The sequence below is a fragment of the Streptomyces sp. NPDC001513 genome (assembly GCF_042894695.1).
Lineage (GTDB): Bacteria > Actinomycetota > Actinomycetes > Streptomycetales > Streptomycetaceae > Streptomyces.
In genome coordinates, this window is sequence record NZ_JBIAVU010000005.1 from 354,122 (window position 1) to 371,924 (window position 17,803).

The following is a 17,803-nucleotide window of genomic DNA, read 5'->3' on the forward strand; positions in this document are numbered from 1 at the left end:
AACGAGCTGTCCGTACGGCGAACCGTCCGTACCGCGTGTCACCGTGCCAGGGAGGCCCCGGAATGAAGCGCCCCACCGCCACCGCCACCGCCCCGGCGGCCCCGTCCGTCCTCGTGGCATCCGTGGACCTGGCCCCGGCCGGGACCTCGAAGCCGGCGCGCGTCCGGGAGGGGGCGGGTGCCCGGGCGTCGGCGGCGTCGGGCGCGTCCCGCACGGATGGCGTCCCGCGCCCGCGCGCGGACGCCGTCCGCAACCGCGAGCGGATCCTGACGGCGGCCCGCGAGGTCTTCGTCGAGTTCGGCTCCGCGGCCCCCTTCGACGAGGTGGCCCGGCGGGCCGGCATCGGCAACGCCACCCTCTACCGGCACTTCCCCGACCGCCCCACCCTCGTGCGGCAGGTCGTGCTCTTCGTGATGGACCGGGTCACGGCGTCGGCCGAGGCCTCCCTCGCCGAGGAGCCGGACGCCTTCGCCGCGCTGTGCCGCTTCACGCACGCGGCGGCCGACGAGCGGATCGGCGCCCTGTGCCCGATGCTCGCCGAGGACTTCGACCGCGAACACCCCGAACTCCTCGCGGCGCAGACCGCCTTGCAGACGGCCGTCGAGACGCTCCTGGCCACCGGCCAGGACGCCGGAGCGATCCGTACGGACATCGGCGTCGGCGACCTGATGGTCGCCCTGTCCCAGCTCAGCCGCCCGCTGCCCGGCACCGCCTGCCTCGACACCGACCGCTTCGCCCACCGTCACCTCCAGCTCTTCCTCGACGGGTTGAGGGCTCCGGCCCGCTCCGAACTGCCGGGTTCGGCGGCCACTTTCGACGACCTCCGGCAAAAAACCATGTGACGCGCACAAAGCTTGCCAATTAGCCTTTTTCAGTCATTCCGCACAGTGAAGTGGGTACACCCATGTCAAAAACAGCCGCGACTCCGCCGCTGGCTGCCGATCCCAGCCGCTGGAAGGCCCTCGTCTTCATAGCCCTGGCCCAGCTGATGGTCGTCCTCGACGCGACCATCGTGAACATCGCCCTGCCCTCCGCGCAGACCGACCTCGGGATCTCGGACGGCAACCGCCAGTGGGTCATCACCGCGTACGCGCTGGCCTTCGGCGGACTGCTCCTCTTCGGCGGCCGCATCGCCGACAAGTGGGGCCGTAAGAACGCCTTCGTCGTCGGCCTCATCGGCTTCGCCCTGGCCTCCGCGCTCGGCGGCGCCGCGAACGGCGAGGCCATGATGCTCGGCGCCCGCGCCCTCCAGGGTGCCTTCGGCGCACTGCTCGCACCGGCGGCCCTCTCCCTGCTCGCGGTGATGTTCACCGACGCCAAGGAGCGCGCCAAGGCCTTCGGCATCTACGGCGCGATCGCGGGCGGCGGCGGCGCCGTCGGCCTGATCCTCGGCGGCTTCCTCACCGAGTACCTCAACTGGCGCTGGACCTTCTTCGTCAACATCCCCTTCGCGATCGTCGCGGCCGTGGGTGCCTGGATGGTCATCCGTGAGCCCGCCGGCGGCCGCAACCGCGCGCCGCTCGACATCCCCGGCGTGATCCTGTCGACCACCGGCCTCGTCGCGCTGGTCTACGGCTTCACCCGCGCCGAGTCGGCCGGCTGGTCGGACGCCCTCACCGTGACGATGTTCGTCGCCTCGGTGGTGCTGCTGGCGGCCTTCGTCCTCGTCGAGTCCAAGGTGAAGTCCCCGCTGCTGCCGCTGCGCGTCCTGCTGGAGCGCAACCGCGGCGGTGTGTACCTGTCGCTCGGCCTGGCCGTCATCGCCATGTTCGGCCTGTTCCTCTTCCTGACCTACTACCTCCAGGTCGTGAAGGGCTTCTCGCCGGTCAAGACCGGCTTCGCCTTCCTGCCGATGATCGCGGGCATGATCCTGGGCTCCACGCAGATCGGCGCCCGCCTGATGACCCGGGTCGCGCCGCGCCTGCTGATGGGGCCGGGCTTCCTGCTCGCCGGCGTCGGCATGCTGCTGCTGACCCAGCTGGAGGTCGGGTCCTCGTACCCGGCGCTGATCCTCCCGGCGCAGCTGCTGCTCGGCCTCGGCATGGGCACGGCGTTCATGCCGGCCATGTCCCTGGCCACGCACGGGGTGAACCCGGCCGACGCCGGAGTCGCCTCCGCCATGGTCAACACCTCGCAGCAGGTCGGCGGCGCCATCGGCACCGCGCTGCTGAACACGATCGCCGCCTCGGCGACGACCGCGTACCTGACCGACCACGCGGCCGAGGCCGCGGCGGGCGGCCCGGCCGCACAGCTGATCCAGGCGCAGGCCATGGTCGAGGGCTACGCCTCCGCCATCTGGTGGGCGGTCGGCATCCTGGTCGCCAGCTCGGCCATCGCGCTGACGCTGATCAACACCGGCCGGCCGAACCTCGGCGGTCCGGTGGCCTCCGGCGCCGGCGAGAGCGCGGACGCCGAGCTCAAGGTCCCGGTGATCGCCCACTGACGGCGGTGCCCGCACGGGAATGACTGATCACCCCGCTTGGTTCAAATTTGAACCAAGCGGGGTTAGTCTTTTCGGGCAGCCCTGCACCGACGACGGAGGAGCGCCCATGACCCCGGCCACTGCACCCCAGGACCCCACGGCACGGGGCACCCGCATGCCGGCGCTGTACCTCAGCCACGGGGCGCCGCCGCTCGCCGACGACCCGGTCTGGCCGGGCGAGCTGGCCGCCTGGTCCGCGGACCTGCCCCGCCCCGCGGCGATCCTGATGGTCTCCGCCCACTGGGAGGAGGCCCCGCTCGCCCTCGGCGCCACGGAGCGGGCCCCGCTCGTCTACGACTTCTGGGGCTTCCCCGAGCACTACTACCAGGTGCGCTACGACGCCCCGGGCGCCCCGCGGCTCGCCGCGTCGGTCCGGGCGCTCCTCAAGGCCCCCGGCACCCCGGTCCAGGACGTACCGGACCGCGGCCTCGACCACGGCGCGTACGTCCCGCTGGTGGAGATGTTCCCGGAGGCCGACATACCGGTGCTCCAGATCTCCCTGCCCACCCTGGACCCGCGCCGCCTGATGGAGATCGGCCGCAAGCTGGCACCCCTGCGCGACGAGGGCGTCCTCATCGTCGGCAGCGGCTTCTTCACCCACAACCTGGCCGCCCTGCGGCACGCGGGCGTCCCCGCCTGGTCCGCGGAGTTCGACGCGTGGGGCCACGAGGCGCTGGCCGCCGGCGACATCGACTCCCTGCTCGACTTCGAGGTCAAGTCCCCCTCGGGCCGCCTCGCCCACCCCCGCACGGAACACTTCGCCCCGCTCTTCGTCACCCTCGGCGCCGCCGAAGCCACCGGCGACCTCACCACCCGTCGCGACCCGGTGGACGGCTTCTGGATGGGCCTCTCCAAGCGCTCCCTCCAGTTCGGCTAGCCCTGCCCCCGCAGCCCCCCGGTGACGCCCTCGCCGATGACGAACCCCTTCGCGGGCCCCTCGGGGATGATCACCTCGGTTCCGTAGGGCATCCGCACCTCGGAGGCGTACCGCGCCTCGCCGGGCACGGGGCCGGTCAGCACGCTGACGGTGCCGTGCCCGTCGAAGTCGTCGATGATCACGTACACGGGGATCCCGGCCCGGGCGTAGGCCCGCCGCTTGCGTTCGCGGTCGCGTTCGAGGGATTCCTTGCCGGGCGACACCGCCTCCGCGATCAGCTGGACCGCGGAGGCGTCGATTCCGAGGCCGTCCTCGGTGACGTGCTCCTCGGCGTCCTCCAAGGCGATGAAGACGTCCGGGATCCACACCTTGCGCTTGTGGATGATGTTGCCGTCCTGGTGGGCGGCGAATTCGCCGCCGTCCAAGAACTTGTCCAGGGCGCGGCGCAGGCGATTGGCGATCTGCATGTGTGAGTAGCGACCCGTGGGTGACACCTCGATGAACCCCTCGACGATCTCGGCGTGGTAGCCCTCGGGGAGTTCCATGGCTTTCCATGCCTGCCACAGCACGTCGTCCAGGTCTGACGGGGGAGTCGCGACCTTCGGCATTACGGCCTCCAGCGTCTCGTGGGCGAGAGCGGTCATGTGCAGCACACCTCCTCTCAGTGTGGGCGTCGCCGGCCGGGCGGCACAAGCGACGCTTCGACGCTAGGGGCGGACCAGCTATGCCGCAGGAATATGCCCGCCCGCTCACTCGGAGGAGTGGCGGACTGCTTTCGGGCGGAACGGGCTACTTGCGGCGTATCCGGCCATTCCTTCGGCCGGGGAGGCAACCAGAAGGCGGTGGGGACCGTCTTCAGGGGTGGGAGTGCAGCCAGGGGCGGCGCCGTTCCGGAGTGACGGCCGTCTCACCGGCGCAGGGATCGTAGAGGTCGCAGAGGTCCGTGAGCACCGCCGGATCGGCCTCGGTTCCGGGCCTGACCTGCACCTCTTCGAGTTCCCATGGGATTCGGCCCCCTCTCGTGGCGGGGCAGGATACTGCAAGATCTCGAAAAAGAGGGAGCGGCGTGGGAATTCTGTCCCGATTCCAGTCGTTGTTTCCTTCGGAAGCGGGCACTCGGGAGAGTGTCCGAGGACGTACCACCCCACCACGGTGGCCGTCCGGCAGCCGCACCGCGACCGAACTTCATCGCAAGGGAGCACGCATGGCAACCCGCGCCGTCGCCCGTCGTCAGTCCACGAGCAGCGCCCGCGCTGTGGGCGGGGAGATCGCAGACCGCGACCTGGTCGGCATGTACCTGGACGAGATCGCGCGCACCCCGCTGCTCGACGCCGCCAAGGAAGTGGAGCTCTCGCAGATCATCGAGGCGGGCGTCTACGCCCGGCAGATCCTCGACGGCGAGATAGACCGTGAGGGCGAGTCCCCGGCGCGCGAGGAGCTGGAGGCGCTCGCTGCCGAAGGCGAGCGCGCCAAGGAAGTCTTCATCCGCTCCAACCTCCGCCTCGTCGTGGCCGTCGCCCGCCGCTACCCGCGCAGCGGCCTGCCCCTCCTCGACCTGATCCAGGAGGGCAACGCCGGCCTGGTCCGCGCGGTCGAGAAGTTCGACTACGCCAAGGGCTTCAAGTTCTCCACGTACGCCACGTGGTGGATCCGCCAGGCCATCACCCGCTCCATCGCGGACCAGTCCCGCACCATCCGCCTCCCCGTCCACCTCGTCGAGGAGCTGGGCCGGATCCGCCGGGTCCAGCGCGAGTTCAACCGCGAGAACGGCCGGGACCCGGAGCACGCCGAGATCGCCGCCGAGCTCGACACGACGGAGAAGCGCGTCGGCGACGTACTGGACTGGGCGCGCGACCCGGTCAGCCTCAACATGGCGGTCGACGACGACGGCGACACGCAGTTCGGCGACCTCCTGGAGGACACCTCCGCGATCTCCCCGGAGCAGTCCGTCCTGTCCCTCCTGCGCAGCGAGGAGCTTGAGGACCTGCTGGGCAAGCTGGACCAGCGCACGGCGTCGATCATCAAGATGCGGTACGGCATCGACGACGGCCGCGAGCGGACCCTGACGGAGGTCGGCAAGCAGCACGGCCTGACCCGCGAGCGGATCCGCCAGATCGAAAAGCACGCCCTGCTGGAACTGAAGCGGATGGCGCGCGACACCGGCTTCGACGCCGTGGCCTAGCGCGGCCCGCAGCGAAGCCCCATATACGAGCCCCGGTGCCTATCCCCCCCCAGGCGCCGGGGCTCCCCGTCTTTCCGGGCTCTGCCCGAACCCGCGCCTCAATCGCCGGCGGGGCCGGATGTGTGCCGGCGCCCGCGCAATTTCAGCCCCTCCGGCGTTTGAGGAGCGGGGGTCTGGGGGCTGGCCCCCAGGGGGTCCGGGGCGGAGCCCCGGTTACGGCGCGGCCGTCGCCGACGTGAGCCGCGCGGCCAGCGCACCGGCCGCGGCCCGCAGCGCCGCAGGCTCCCGCACAGTGAACGGCAGTCCCGTCAGCGCCAGCCGCGCCGCCACCCACTCCGGCGCATCCGCACTCTCGAAGCGCACCGAGGTCTCCCCCTCCCCGCCACCCCCCGGGAGGGCCCCGCTCCGCAGCCACTCCGGCAGCTCCGCCGCCCCCGCGGCGAAGGCGACCTCCACCACGTACCGCTCCGCGCCCCGCGGCCCGAGCCCCCGCCGCACGAACTCCTCCGCGTCCATCGGCAGGGCCCGCGCCGCGAACCGGGCCCCCGTCGCGAACGCCTCGGACACCCGGTCCACCCGGAAGGTCCGCCAGTCCTCGCGCTCCAGGTCGTAGGCGACCAGGTACCACCGGCTCCCCGTGCTCACCAGCCGGTACGGCTCCACCAGCCGCCGCGACTCGGCCCCGTCCCCCGCCCGGTAGGCGAACCGCAGCCGCTCCGGCCCCGCCACCGCCGACGCCATCACCGTCAGCGTCCCCGGGTCCACGCTCGGCCCGTCGCCCCGGGTCAGCGCGATCGTGGCCGACTGCAGCGCGCTCACCCGGTGCCGCAGCCGTGACGGCAGGACTTGTTCCAGCTTGGCCAGGGCCCGTACGGAGGCCTCCTCGACCCCCTCGATCGCGTGCCCGGCCCCGGCCCGCAGCCCCACCGCGATCGCCACGGCCTCCTCGTCGTCGAGCAGCAGCGGCGGCATCGCCGCCCCCGCCACCAGCCGGTAGCCGCCCTCCGAACCCAGCGTGGCCTCCACCGGGTAGCCGAGGTCCCGCAGCCGCTCGATGTCGCGCCGGATGGTCCGCGCGCTGACCCGCAGCCGCTGCGCCAGCTCACTCCCGGGCCATTCGCGCGGGGTCTGGAGGAGGGACAGCAGGGACAGCAGCCGTGCGGGGGTGTCGGTCATGGAATCAAGGCTGCCAGCGAAATAGGACACAGACTGACCTAGACGCCGTCTAAGTTTCTCCTCATGAGCACCGAGACGCCCCAGACATCGCCCGAAAGAGAGAACGGGCCCACACAAGAAGAGCGGAACGACGTAGCCCACGACGCACCCAGCTCGACCGTCGACCGCCGCCGCTGGCTGGCGCTCGCCATCGTGATGACCGCGGCCTTCATGGACCTGGTCGACGTCACGATCGTCAACATAGCCATCCGCACCATGCGCGAGGACTTCGGCGCCTCCACCAGCGCGATCCAGTGGATCACCGCGGGCTATGCGCTCGCCTTCGCCGCCGGCCTGATCACCGGCGGTCGTCTCGGTGACATCTACGGCCGCAAGCGCGTCTTCCTCATCGGCATCGCCGGGTTCACCGCGGCCTCGCTGCTCTGCGGCATCGCCTCGACCCCGGACGTGCTCGTCGTCGCCCGCCTCCTCCAGGGCGGTATGGCCGCCCTGATGGTGCCGCAGGTCCTGGCGATCATCCACGTCACCTTCCCGCCGCAGGAGCGCGGCAAGGTCTTCGGCATGTTCGGCGCGATCGTGGGCCTGGCGGCCGTCTCGGGCCCGCTGCTCGGCGCGCTGCTCATCGAGTGGGACCTCTTCGGTCTCGGCTGGCGCCCGATCTTCCTGATCAACCTGCCCGTCGGCATCATGGGCGTGATCCTGGGCCGCAAGTTCATCGCCGAGTCCAAGGCCCCGCAGGCACTGCGCCTGGACCTGGTCGGCGTCGTCCTCGCCACTCTCGCCCTGGTCCTGCTGATCTTCCCGCTGACCCACGGCCACGAGAACGACTGGCCCGCGTGGGGCTTCGTCTGCATGGCCGCCGCGCCGTTCGTCTTCGCCGCGTTCATCGCGTACGAGAAGTACAAGATCAAGAAGGACGGCTCCCCGCTCGTCGAGCTCTCCCTCTTCAAGGTCAAGAGCTTCGCCGGCGGTATCGCCGTCCAGCTGACCTTCGGCATCGCCACCGGCATCTTCTTCCTGGTCTGGACGATGTACATGCAGATGGGGCTCGGCTGGAGCGTGCTGCGCGCCGGTCTGACCGGCATCCCGTTCTCCATCGCCGTATCGGTCGCCGCGGGCCTCTCGGTCGAGAAGCTCGTGCCCCGTTTCGGCCGCAAGGTGCTCCAGGCCGGCGCGCTGACCATGGCTGCCGGACTGCTCCTCTACATCTGGGAGTCGCAGCACTACGGCATGGAGATCGCCTCCTGGCAGATGGCCGCCCCGCTGGTCGTCATGGGCGTCGGCATGGGCCTGATCGTGGCCCCGCTGAACGACACCGTGCTCTCCGAGGTGCCGCGCCAGCACGCAGGCTCCGCCTCGGGCCTGATCAACACCACCGGCCAGATGGGCAATGCCCTGGGTCTCGCCCTGACCTCCGTCGTCTTCTTCGGTCTGATCGACGACGACATGGTCTTCGGCCCGCCGTACGTCGAGGCCTTCCGCGGCGCGCTGTGGTGGGTCGTGGCCGTACTCGTCGTGATCTTCGCGGTGATGTTCGTCCTGCCGCGCCGGGCGCTCCCGATGGACCAGCGCGAGGGCGCGGCCGAGCATGCCGAGCAGGGCGGCCCGGCCGCCGAGAAGGTCCCGGTCGCCTAGAGGGCGTACGTCCCCTCGCGAGGGACACGCCACGGACATGCCCGCCCCTCCCGGGCGGGCATGTCCGTTTTCTGATTTCTGTCCCGTGACCGGCGTACGGTGAGGGGAATCCACCGATACGGAAGTCGTGCGCGCATGATCCTGACCGTCACGCCCAACCCCTCCCTCGACCGGACCTACGAGGTCCCCTCGCTGGACCGGGGCGGGGTGCTGCGCGCCACCGGCGACCAGGTCGACCCCGGCGGCAAGGGTGTCAACGTCTCCCGCGCGGTGGCCGCCGCGGGCGCCCGTACGACGGCGGTCCTCCCGCTCGGCGGCGGCGCCGGCATCCTGCTCGCCGAACTCCTGGGCGCGCACGGCGTGGACGTCACGGCCGTCTCGATCGCCGGCCAGACCCGCTCGAACATCGCCGTCGCCGAACCGGACGGCACCCTCACCAAGATCAACACCCCCGGGCCGGAACTCTCGCCGGAGGAGGCCGCCCTCCTCCTGGAGACCGCTGCCGCGGGAGCCGGCGAGGCCTCCTGGATCGCCTGCTGCGGCAGCCTCCCGCGCGGTCTCGGGCCCGGCTGGTACGCCGACCTGGTCACCCGGGCCCGCGCGGCCGGCGCCCGCGTCGCCGTGGACACCTCGGGTCCCGCGCTGCCCGCGACGCTGGCCGCCCGCCCCGAGGTGGTCAAGCCGAACGCGTCCGAGCTGGCCACGGCGGTGGGACGCCCGCTGTCCACCCTCTGGGACGTGCTCAAGGCCGCGGAGGAGCTCCGCTCGCTCGGCGCCGGAGCCGTGCTGGCCTCCCTCGGCGGCGACGGCCAGCTCCTGGTCTCCGCGGAGGGCACCTTCCACGGCACCGCGCCCGCCCCGGTGGTCCGCAGCACGGTGGGCGCGGGCGACGCCGCCCTGGCCGGCTTCCTGATCGCGGGAGGCGCCGGGCCCGACGCCCTCGCCTCGGCCGTGGCCCACGGCGCGGCCGCCGTCCAACTGCCCGGCAGCGCCATGCCCACACCGGCGGACCTGCGCCCCGAACAGGTCCGCATCACCCGGGACCTGCCCCTGGACCTCGCCCTCAGCGAGCCCGCGACGCCCTGAGCGGACCGGGTGGGACGGGCCGGACGGCGGGCGTGGGTCGGCCGCCGTCCCCACGAATGCTGCCACTCTCGTCGTCCATGGATGTCAGTACCTTCTACGCCCTCTTCTCCGCGACCTGCTTCACCCTGGTGGGCCTGTGGTGGAACGTCGTCCAGAGCCACCACGACTGGATGCGCGAACCCGCCCTGCGGCGCGTCGTCGGAGGGATCTACCTGTCCTTCCTGCTGCCCGCCCTGATGGGCCTGTTCGCCCAGGTCGGCGGCACCGAGCAGCCGCAGGTCTGGCGGGCGGCCTTCATCGTCCTCGCGGTGGTCGGCTGCGCGAGCACCCTGCGGCTGCTGGCCCGGGCGCGCGGCGACCGCTTCCTGACCTGGCAGCAGGCCGCCGCCGCCCTGCTCTACGCCCTGATCGCCGTGGTCGGCGCCGTCCCCGAACTCGCCGAGCCGCTCGGGCTGCAGCCCATCCAGGCCGAGGCGCTGATGCTGATCGGCCTGATCGTGCTGGGCCACGCCCTGGTCTGGCGTTTCATGGCCGGCGAAGGCCGCGCCGCCGCCGCGGACTAGACGGTCTGCCCACGGCCCCCGGCGGGAGCGTCACCGGACGCGGGCGCGGTGCTCCATGGCTCCGCGCGCGGCCGCCTCGCTCTCGTACACCTCGCACATGTGCCGGCCGTCGGGCGTCGCCGTGTGCTCGACCTCCCAGAGGCTGACCTCGGTCCCGTCCAGCAGCACGAAGGCGTGCTCGTACAGGCTGAAGCCGGCGTCCCGCCCGTCCGACAGGCACTGCCGGCCGCCGAACGCCTGCGTGATCTGATGCCCGTACGCCGTCCGCAGCAGCGCCGCCACCGGCTCGCCGGGCCGGTCCCCGTTCTCCGCGCGGCGCAGCACCCGCCGGGCGTGGTCGGCGGACTGCTCCACCGCGTACTCCCGGTGCCGCCGGGCCGGGGCCGAGCCCGCGAACAGTGCGCTCAGCGCCGCCACGTCGTTCTCCGGCTCCTCGTCGCCGGGCAGCAGCACCGGATCAGGGGTGGCGCCGGCGGAGGCCTCTCCGAACAGCCGGGACACCGCCAGGCAGGTCTCCGCCTTGCTCGCGAAGATCTCGTGGCGGACCCTGCGGTCACCCTCGGGCAGGTACGTCAGCTCCCACAGGGAGACCGAACCGCCGTCGGCCAGCAGGTAGGTGTGCCGGTGGGTCTCCCGCCAGACGCCCGTGGCCGGGCTGTGGTGGGTGGTGTAGAGCGAAGAGCTGTGGGCGAGCGCCGTGCCGAGGCGCTCGACCAACCTGTCGGGCAGGTCGAAGGAGTTGAGGGCGCGGCCGAGGAGTCGGTCGAGGTGCGCCTCGGTTGTCTCGTACGGATCGCTCAAGGTGGGTCTCCAGGCCGTCGCAGCTTGTCACTTCGCGGAAGCTCAACGTAACCCCTGGCTCTGACATCACGTTCGGGGTTCGGTAAAACGTCCGGGAAGCATCGGAGGTTCCCGCCACCCCTTCAGGTCAACTTGCGTACGGATGGGCACGGTTGGGCCTGTTCTGTGTCGGAGCGCGGGACTATGGGCCACATGGCAACGAATACAGTGGGCGTCCCGCGCCAGCAGGGACGGCCCCGCAGTGGACACGAGGGCGAACGGGACACCCCGCCCAAGGGGTTGGCCTGGCTGCTGGCCCTCACCGGGGCGGCCGGGCTGCTGGCCTCCTGGGTGATCACCCTCGACAAGTTCCTCCTGTTGGAGGACCCGGACTTCAAGCCGGCGTGCAGCCTGAACCCGGTCGTCTCGTGCGGCAGCGTGATGCAGAGCGAGCAGGCGGCCGCCTTCGGCTTCCCCAACCCGATGCTGGGGCTGGCCGGGTACGCCGTCGTGGTCTGCGTCGGCGCGGGCCTGCTGGCCGGCGCCCGCTACCGCGGCTGGTTCTGGCTCGGACTGAACGCCGGCACGGTCTTCGGCGTCGGGTTCTGCACCTGGCTGATGGTCCAGTCGCTCTACGAGATCAACGCGCTCTGCCTGTGGTGCTGCCTGGCCTGGGTGGCGACCCTGCTGATGTTCTGGGCGGTCACCGCGCACAACGTCCGTACGCGCGTCCTGCCCGCCCCCGGCCCGGTGCGGGGCTTCTTCACCGAATTCGGCTGGGCCCCGCCCGCCCTGCACATCGGAGTGATCGGAATGCTGGTCCTCACCCGGTGGTGGGACTTCTGGACCGGCTGACCGCGGCCGGAACGCCGTGCCGCGGCAGGCGCGGCACGCGCGAGGGCCCCGGCGGCTGGACGCCGCCGGGGCCCTCGTCGGTTTCCGCGAGCTGAGATCAGCTGCCGGCGGAGAGGTTGCCCGACAGGACCGGGATGTTGTCCAGGATGTGCGAGAGCGGCTCGTCGCCCTTGGCCTGGGTGGAGTTCTCGGTGCACTGCTGGTTCTGCGGGTTCGACAGGACGTTGATGTCCTGGACGCCGATGTTGAGCGCGGCGATCAGCGACTGGGCGTTGACCTTCGCCGGCAGGCCGATGCAGGGCTTGTTCAGGGTGCCCTGGACCAGGCCGAGCTGCGGGCTCAGGTCGCCGTGGGTCTTCTGGTTGCCGTAGATCTGCTGGGCACCGTTGCCGTTGACGGTGGTGACCCCGCCGTCGTTGCCGATGGCCATGGCCGGGGCCGCGGCAGCGGCGCCCGCGCCGACCGCAACGGCGGAGACCGCGGCGGCGGTCATGAACTTCTTGAACATCTTGATCCTTTTGTCGCACGAGTGCCCGCTGATGGAGCGCCCTGGTCAACTGCACTACCAGGGGGTTGGTTCCGCTCCTTCACTCAAACGGCCTGCGTGCGCCGAGTTTTTCCCCGGCCCGGGTGAGTGGCCTGCGGACGCGTGCGCGAAGCCCGTACGCAGCCCGTACGGGCACACGTTCCGGTTGCGCTCCGTGGGAGGTGTTCGCACGGTGGGTGAGGAAGCGGATCGCTCGGGTCCGTTTGTGTGCCACCACCAGAAGGAACGCTCATGCACCGCACGAAGCCGTCCCGCGCCCGCCTCCTCGTTCCGTCGGCCCTCGCCGTCGTCATACTGACCGGCGCGGCCGCCCCCGCGGGCGCCGCGGACGGTGACGGCTCCGCGGCGCTCAACGGGCGGGTGGCCTCCGTCCAGCAGCAGGTCGACAAGATCGAGCGGCGCGCCGCGGCCGCCGGTCCGATCGACGACCTGCTCGCCGGTCTCACCAAGACCATCCAGGACCTGCTCGCGTCCGTGGGAGGCCTGCTGCCGGGCGGGGTGAAACTGCCGCCGATCGAGCTGCCGAAACTTCCGGAGCTCCCGGAGCTCCCGGACCTGGAGCTCCCCGACCTGGAGCTCCCCGACCTGTCCGGGCTCATCCCCGCACTGCCGGCGGTGCCCGCGATCCCGGCGGTCCCGGCGGTCCCGGCAGCCCCGGCGGTCCCGGCAGTTCCGGAACTCCCCGCGGTCCCGGAGCTTCCGGCGCTCCCCGGGATCCCGGAGCTCCCGGACCTTCCCGCCCTGCCGTAGGACGCGGAACGACCGGGAACCTGCCGCATGGTTACGACAATTGAGCCGAACAGGTCTCTTCGTGCACGTGGCCGTGTCGTCGTGGGAGGGTGGACCGTTTCGCTCGATGTGAGCCCCGGATCGGGGCAGAACATCGAACAGAAGGTGCACTTCCCATGAACTCTGCCAAGAAGGCCGCCCTGGTCCTGGCCACCGCTGGTCTCGCCGCGGCCGGTGCCGCCGGTTCCGCCGTCGCCGACTCGTCGGCCGAGGGCGCGGCCGTGGGTTCCCCCGGCGTCCTGTCCGGCAACCTGCTGCAGGTCCCGGTGCACATCCCGGTCAACGTCTGCGGCAACACCGTGAACATCATCGGTGCGCTGAACCCCGCGTTCGGCAACCACTGCTTCAACGACTGACGTTCATCGCACGACCGACTGTGGGCGCCCCGGCCTCGCCGGTGGCGCCCACAGTCGTGTCGGTACGCGTTTCAGCCGGGGCGGTTCAGCCCTGGCCGCCGTTGAGCTTCACTCCGCCGAGCAGCGGGGACGTCTGGGTGGCGCCGTTCGCGAGGCCGAGCACGGTGGCGGGCACCTCGTTGCGGACCTTGTTGACCCGCTGGACCGTGTCCACGACCTTGTTCACGCCCTCGCCCTGCTCGGCCAGCGCGTTGCCCACCGTCTGCGGAGCCGACTCGGTGAACGGCCCGACGGCGTTGAGCGCGTCCGTCGCCCCGCTGGTCAGGCTCATCGGGGGCATCGCGGCCGGGGCATCGGCGGCGAAGGCGGGGGCGGCGGCGCCGAGGGCGGCGACCGAGCCGGCGACGACAGCGGCGACCTTCGTGAGCTTCATTATCGAAATCCTCTTCTTTTTTCGTGGGCAGCGGCATCAGCGGCGACCGTCGCACCGCTTTCGCCCTGGGTAACGATTCCCCGCGGCTGCGGAAACGCGAACGCGTGCGCGGTGCGGAACGGGTTCACGACAGCGGCCGGAGAATCCGACGAGGGATTCTCCGGCCGATATTTCTTCTGATTACCGGTATTGCCCGTCAGGAGATACGGGACCGCCGGTACAGAATGGCGCCGCCCAGGATGAGGGCCGTGGCGAGGGCCGCCGCGGCCGCGGGCTGACCCGCGCCGGTCTCGGCCAGCGCGGGCGCGGTCACGTGCGCCGGAGCGGGAACGGGCGCGGGAACGGGAGCCTGCGCCGGGACCGCAGCGGGAGCAGGGGCCGGCGCCGGGGGCAGGTGGACGGGGGTGTCACCGGCGGGGGCGGCCGGCGGCTGGTCCGCGGGAGGTACGACCTCGGGCGCCGGGGCCGGGTGCTCCACGGGCTGGCTGCCGTGCGGCGGCCGGGGCTCGGGGGCCTCGTCCACGACGGGCGCCGGGCCGGGCGCCGGAGCCGGAAGCGTGTGCGGGGCCTCCTCGGGCGCCGGGCCGGGCTCCGGGGCGGGGAGCGTGTGCGGGGCCTCCTCGACGGGAGCCTGCGGTGCCGGGGCCTCGGGGGCGGGGGCCTCCTCGGCGGGCGGTGCGGGCGGTGCCTCCTGGACCGGCTCCGGTGCGGGCAGCGGGGCGGGCTGCTCCTCCACGGGCTCCGGCATCGGATGCGGCGCGTCGGGCCCAGGCGCGTGGTGCTCGGGCGGGGGCGGCGCGGACTCGTGGTCGTCGCACTCCTCCTCGCCCTCCTCCTTGCCGGGGCCGCCGTAGCCGCCCTCGTGGCGGGGCTCCTCGTGGCGCGGCTTCGCGTGCCGGGGGCCCGCGGGGCGGGGCTCGTCGGGCCGGGACGCCTCGGGCCGGGACGCCTCGGGCTGGGCTTCCTCGTACCGCGCTTCCTCGTGCCGGGGTTCCTCGTACCGCGCTTCCTCGTGGCGCCGCGACTCCTGACGCTGTCCGGGCACCGCGTGCCGGCCGCCGCGCTCGTCGAGGTGGCGCTCGAAGGCCTCGGCGTTCTCGGGGCTGAGGTAACGCCCGTAGTCGTACCCGTCGTGGGCGTGCGAGCCGGTCGAGGTGGCGCACGTGTTGCCCATCGCAGGGTTGAGCGCCGCACCGCCGTCCACGCTGTTGCCGCACACGTTCGGCGCGAAGGTGACCGGTACCGAGACGCTGTTGCCGGCCAGCACACCCGGCGAATGCGAGACCTCGGCCGTCGCCCCGGGGTGCGCGTACGCCGCGCCGGTCGCGATCGACAGCAGACTCGACGCGGCCGCCGCCGTGAGCATCCCCTTGCCCAGTACCTGTCGGCTCAGTACCTGTCGCATGGGTCCTTCCCTGTCTACCGGCGCTGCGGCCGGTGCTGAATCGAAGGTGGCCTCGGAGTGCACCGCCGTGCACTCCGAGGCCACTCCGAGGAGGTTTGCCCTTGCGGGCAGGCGCTTCGTCAGGCGTTGACGCAGACGTTGCCGAACGAGGGGTTCAGCAGCGCGATGATGTTCACGGTGTTGCCGCAGACGTTGACCGGGACGTGCACCGGAACCTGCAGCAGGTTGCCGGACAGGACGCCGGGGGAGCCCACGGCCTTGCCCGCGGCGTCCGCGTCGGCCATGGCGGGGGAGGCTGCACCGACTGCCATCAGGGCGCCGGCGGCCAGCACCACTGCCTTCTTGTACGTCATTTTGATTTCGATCCTTCCCGCAGGGGCGTATCCACTGCAGAATTAACAACGAGTGGCGAGGGGAAAAGAAACCGCACATTTTCGGCGGGTGGCCGGCAATTCACTCCGATGCTCGGGGTGAATTCGGGGTGCCGGCGCATTTGTGTCGCGAATTACTCGGGCGGTGCGGCCCGGCTCCACATGCGGCGAGGCCGCCGCGACCCGAAGGTGCGGCGGCCTCGCGGGCGCGGGCCTTCGGTCAGCTGCCCTGGGAGACGTTGCCGGACAGGACCGGGATGTTGTCCAGGATGTGCGAGAGGGCCTCGTCGCCCTTGGCCTGGGTGGAGTTCTCGGTGCACTGCTGGTTCTGCGGGCTGGACAGGACCGGGATGTCCTGGACGCCGACGTTGACCAGGGCCAGGACGGACTGGACGTTGGCCTTCGCGGGGAGCGCGATGCAGGGCTTGTTGAACGAGCCCTGGATCAGCGCCATCTGCGGGCTCATGTTGCCGTAGGTGGCCTGGTTGCCGTAGATCTGCGCGGCGCCGTTGCCCTGGACGGTGGTGACGCCGTTGTCGTTGCCGATCGCCATCGCCTGCGGCGCCATGGCGGCACCGATGCCCACGACCGAGGCGGCAACCGCGGCCGAGGCCATCATCTTCTTGATCATTGTCGTCCCTTTTTTGCAGGATTGCCCGGTAGTGGAGCACCCGGATCAACGGACCGGCCCCGGCTCGGGTTGCGTGCATTCACCCGGATGCAGCCGTTTCGGACGGCGCGGTTGACGCTCAGGCGTTCACGCAGGTGTTGCCGAAGGAGGGGTTCAGCAGGGCGATCACGTTCACGGTGAGGCCGCAGGCGTTCACCGGGACGTCGACGGGGACCTGGAGCAGGTTGCCGCTCAGGACGCCGGGGGACCCGCCGGTGAAGCCGTTGGCCGTCGCACCGTCCCCGCCGTGCGCGGAGGCGAGGCCCGCGCCGCCCATCAGCAGGGCGGCGCCCGCGACGGCGATGGTGGTGCCGCGCACCAGCCTCTTCTTCATCTCCGTATTTCCTTTCGGTTCGAACAATGGTGCCCGGATAACGACCCGCCCGTTCCGAGGGTGCGTGCCATCGCCCAAAAGGCCGTACAAGCGAGTCCAGCGTGATTTCCAGCCCGAGTTCTGACAAAGTTCACTCCTGTTTTGTCCCCTTGATCGAAAATGGAGACAGGGTCATGGGTTCCTCCCGCAGAATCCTCGGCACGCTCGGTCTGCTGTCCTGCCTCACCCTTTCCGCGACCGCCCCGGTGGCGTGGGCGGCGCCCGGTCCCAAGGAGCTGCCTCGAGTTCCGTTCACCCAGCGTTACCAGGCCGTGCAGCACGGCGGGCTGGTACGGGCCTCCAACGCCGGCATCAGCTGCCGCAGGGAGGAGTCCCCGCAGGCCGAGCCGTGCGCCGACGTGAAGCGCGGCGCGGCCGGCGTCAACAGCGACTTCGAGATGTTCTACAGCGAGGTCGACAAGGACCCGGACACCTACAACTCCACCCGCGCCGAGCTCAAGGTCCCGCCGGGCGCGAAGGTCTCGTACGCCCGCCTCTACTGGGGCGGGAACCTGCGGGTGGGCGAGCAGAAGCCGCCGGAGGACAACGGCCGGGTGCTGGTCGCCGAGCCCGGCGGCGCGTACAAGGAGGTCCTGGCCGACACGGTGATGGGCCACCGCACGGACGCGGGCAGCGATGCCTACCAGGCCTCCGCCGACGTGACCCCGCTGGTCCGCAAGGGCGGCGCGGGCATGTGGACGGTGGCCCAGCTCAACATCGCCATGGGCCACTCCGAGGTGGGGGCCTGGGGCGGCTGGACGCTGGTCGTCGCCTACGAGCACCCGCAGGAGCCGGTGCGCCGGATCTCGCTGTGGGACGGCTTCGAGGGGCTCGCCGCCCGCGCCGGGGACGGAACGGTCGAGATCGAGGGCCTGGACGCGCCGGCCGGGTCCGCGGGCCGGGTCGGGGTGGTCGCGTACGACGGGGACCGGGGCACCCTCGGGGACTCACTCACCGTGACGGCCGACAGTGGGCGCCGGGTGAGCCTCAGTGACGGAGAAAATCCTTTTAATGATGTTATGAATTCCACGATCACGGAATTCGGCGGTCAGTCGTTCGTGCGACAGCCCGAACATGTGAATAATCTCGGATATGACGCGGACGTGTTCGACCTGAGTCCCGCACTGTCCGGTGGAGCCCGCAGCCTGAACTTCAGGTTCACGGGTGAAAGTCAGGGTCATTTCCTCGGTGTGCTCTTCGTTCAGACAGACGCGCGCCGCTGA

General features: G+C 71.4%; 20 protein-coding genes. 11 read left to right on the forward strand and 9 right to left on the reverse strand.

Features of this window, described 5'->3' with window-relative positions; all coding sequences use genetic code 11:
• The first annotated feature begins 62 nt into the window (after positions 1-62).
• From ACFYZ4_RS13575 to ACFYZ4_RS13585, 3 genes are all read left to right on the forward strand, one after another.
• Positions 63-842, forward strand: a complete 780-nt coding sequence (locus ACFYZ4_RS13575) for a TetR/AcrR family transcriptional regulator (protein ID WP_384342626.1) — start codon at positions 63-65, stop codon at positions 840-842.
• Positions 843-904: 62 nt separating this feature from the next.
• Positions 905-2,443, forward strand: coding sequence for an MFS transporter (locus ACFYZ4_RS13580; RefSeq protein WP_351301986.1), 1,539 nt, complete (start codon positions 905-907; stop codon positions 2,441-2,443).
• Positions 2,444-2,549: 106 nt separating this feature from the next.
• The gene (locus tag ACFYZ4_RS13585; protein WP_390783958.1) at positions 2,550-3,359 is read left to right on the forward strand and encodes a dioxygenase; all 810 of its coding nucleotides are present in this window, start codon (positions 2,550-2,552) and stop codon (positions 3,357-3,359) included.
• Here the strand turns inward: ACFYZ4_RS13585 and ACFYZ4_RS13590 are convergent.
• Positions 3,356-4,003, reverse strand: a complete 648-nt coding sequence (locus tag ACFYZ4_RS13590; RefSeq protein ID WP_390783959.1) for a Uma2 family endonuclease — start codon at positions 4,001-4,003, stop codon at positions 3,356-3,358. The two genes, ACFYZ4_RS13585 and ACFYZ4_RS13590, sit on opposite strands and share 4 nt — an antisense overlap.
• 560 nt (positions 4,004-4,563) lie before the next feature.
• Between ACFYZ4_RS13590 and ACFYZ4_RS13595 the strand changes: the two genes are divergently transcribed.
• A complete protein-coding gene (locus ACFYZ4_RS13595) occupies positions 4,564-5,541 on the forward strand; it encodes a sigma-70 family RNA polymerase sigma factor (protein WP_351301995.1) in 978 nt (325 codons plus the stop codon).
• Positions 5,542-5,754: 213 nt separating this feature from the next.
• Here ACFYZ4_RS13595 and ACFYZ4_RS13600 read toward each other — a convergent pair whose 3' ends face one another.
• Positions 5,755-6,717: a YafY family protein gene (locus ACFYZ4_RS13600; protein ID WP_351304345.1), complete on the reverse strand. Its 963-nt coding sequence runs from the start codon at positions 6,715-6,717 to the stop codon at positions 5,755-5,757.
• 63 nt (positions 6,718-6,780) lie between these two features.
• Between ACFYZ4_RS13600 and ACFYZ4_RS13605 the strand changes: the two genes are divergently transcribed.
• The 3 genes from ACFYZ4_RS13605 to ACFYZ4_RS13615 all read left to right on the forward strand — a co-directional run bounded on the left by ACFYZ4_RS13605 (position 6,781) and on the right by ACFYZ4_RS13615 (position 10,001).
• Positions 6,781-8,352, forward strand: coding sequence for an MFS transporter (locus tag ACFYZ4_RS13605; RefSeq protein ID WP_390783960.1), 1,572 nt, complete (start codon positions 6,781-6,783; stop codon positions 8,350-8,352).
• A 135-nt stretch (positions 8,353-8,487) separates the two neighbouring features.
• Positions 8,488-9,438 (forward strand): 1-phosphofructokinase, encoded by a 951-nt coding sequence (gene pfkB / locus ACFYZ4_RS13610; protein ID WP_351304339.1) that lies wholly within the window; start codon positions 8,488-8,490, stop codon positions 9,436-9,438.
• 77 nt (positions 9,439-9,515) lie between these two features.
• Positions 9,516-10,001, forward strand: a complete 486-nt coding sequence (locus tag ACFYZ4_RS13615) for a hypothetical protein (RefSeq protein ID WP_351304336.1) — start codon at positions 9,516-9,518, stop codon at positions 9,999-10,001.
• A gap of 30 nt (positions 10,002-10,031) precedes the next feature.
• On the opposite strand, the gene ACFYZ4_RS13620 is transcribed toward ACFYZ4_RS13615, so the two are convergent.
• Entirely contained in the window at positions 10,032-10,802 is a 771-nt protein-coding gene (locus ACFYZ4_RS13620) for a DUF6227 family protein (RefSeq protein ID WP_390783961.1), read from the reverse strand.
• Between the two features lie 192 nt (positions 10,803-10,994).
• Here ACFYZ4_RS13620 and ACFYZ4_RS13625 point away from each other — a divergent pair, with 192 nt between their 5' ends.
• Entirely contained in the window at positions 10,995-11,636 is a 642-nt protein-coding gene (locus ACFYZ4_RS13625) for a vitamin K epoxide reductase family protein (protein WP_351304330.1), read from the forward strand.
• A gap of 97 nt (positions 11,637-11,733) precedes the next feature.
• On the opposite strand, the gene ACFYZ4_RS13630 is transcribed toward ACFYZ4_RS13625, so the two are convergent.
• Positions 11,734-12,144, reverse strand: coding sequence for a rodlin (locus ACFYZ4_RS13630; RefSeq protein WP_351585047.1), 411 nt, complete (start codon positions 12,142-12,144; stop codon positions 11,734-11,736).
• Between the two features lie 270 nt (positions 12,145-12,414).
• On the opposite strand from ACFYZ4_RS13630, the gene ACFYZ4_RS13635 reads away from it, so the two are divergent.
• Both ACFYZ4_RS13635 and ACFYZ4_RS13640 read left to right on the forward strand, forming a co-directional pair.
• A complete protein-coding gene (locus ACFYZ4_RS13635) occupies positions 12,415-12,933 on the forward strand; it encodes a hypothetical protein (RefSeq protein WP_390783962.1) in 519 nt (172 codons plus the stop codon).
• A gap of 155 nt (positions 12,934-13,088) precedes the next feature.
• On the forward strand, positions 13,089-13,328 hold the full coding sequence (locus ACFYZ4_RS13640; protein ID WP_351288070.1) for a chaplin: 240 nt from the start codon (positions 13,089-13,091) through the stop codon (positions 13,326-13,328).
• A gap of 85 nt (positions 13,329-13,413) precedes the next feature.
• Here the strand turns inward: ACFYZ4_RS13640 and ACFYZ4_RS13645 are convergent, their stop codons facing one another.
• The 5 genes from ACFYZ4_RS13645 to ACFYZ4_RS13665 form a co-directional block, all read right to left on the reverse strand.
• Complete coding sequence (locus tag ACFYZ4_RS13645; protein WP_351288073.1) at positions 13,414-13,761, reverse strand: hypothetical protein; 348 nt, start codon at positions 13,759-13,761, stop codon at positions 13,414-13,416.
• 196 nt (positions 13,762-13,957) lie between these two features.
• Complete coding sequence (locus tag ACFYZ4_RS13650; RefSeq protein WP_390783963.1) at positions 13,958-15,166, reverse strand: chaplin; 1,209 nt, start codon at positions 15,164-15,166, stop codon at positions 13,958-13,960.
• Positions 15,167-15,285: 119 nt separating this feature from the next.
• Positions 15,286-15,519: a chaplin gene (locus ACFYZ4_RS13655; RefSeq protein ID WP_351288079.1), complete on the reverse strand. Its 234-nt coding sequence runs from the start codon at positions 15,517-15,519 to the stop codon at positions 15,286-15,288.
• A 238-nt stretch (positions 15,520-15,757) separates the two neighbouring features.
• Positions 15,758-16,168: a rodlin gene (locus tag ACFYZ4_RS13660; protein WP_351288081.1), complete on the reverse strand. Its 411-nt coding sequence runs from the start codon at positions 16,166-16,168 to the stop codon at positions 15,758-15,760.
• Between the two features lie 118 nt (positions 16,169-16,286).
• A complete protein-coding gene (locus ACFYZ4_RS13665; RefSeq protein WP_351288083.1) occupies positions 16,287-16,541 on the reverse strand; it encodes a chaplin in 255 nt (84 codons plus the stop codon).
• Between the two features lie 173 nt (positions 16,542-16,714).
• Here ACFYZ4_RS13665 and ACFYZ4_RS13670 point away from each other — a divergent pair, with 173 nt between their 5' ends.
• Positions 16,715-17,803 (forward strand): DUF3344 domain-containing protein, encoded by a 1,089-nt coding sequence (locus ACFYZ4_RS13670; protein ID WP_390783964.1) that lies wholly within the window; start codon positions 16,715-16,717, stop codon positions 17,801-17,803.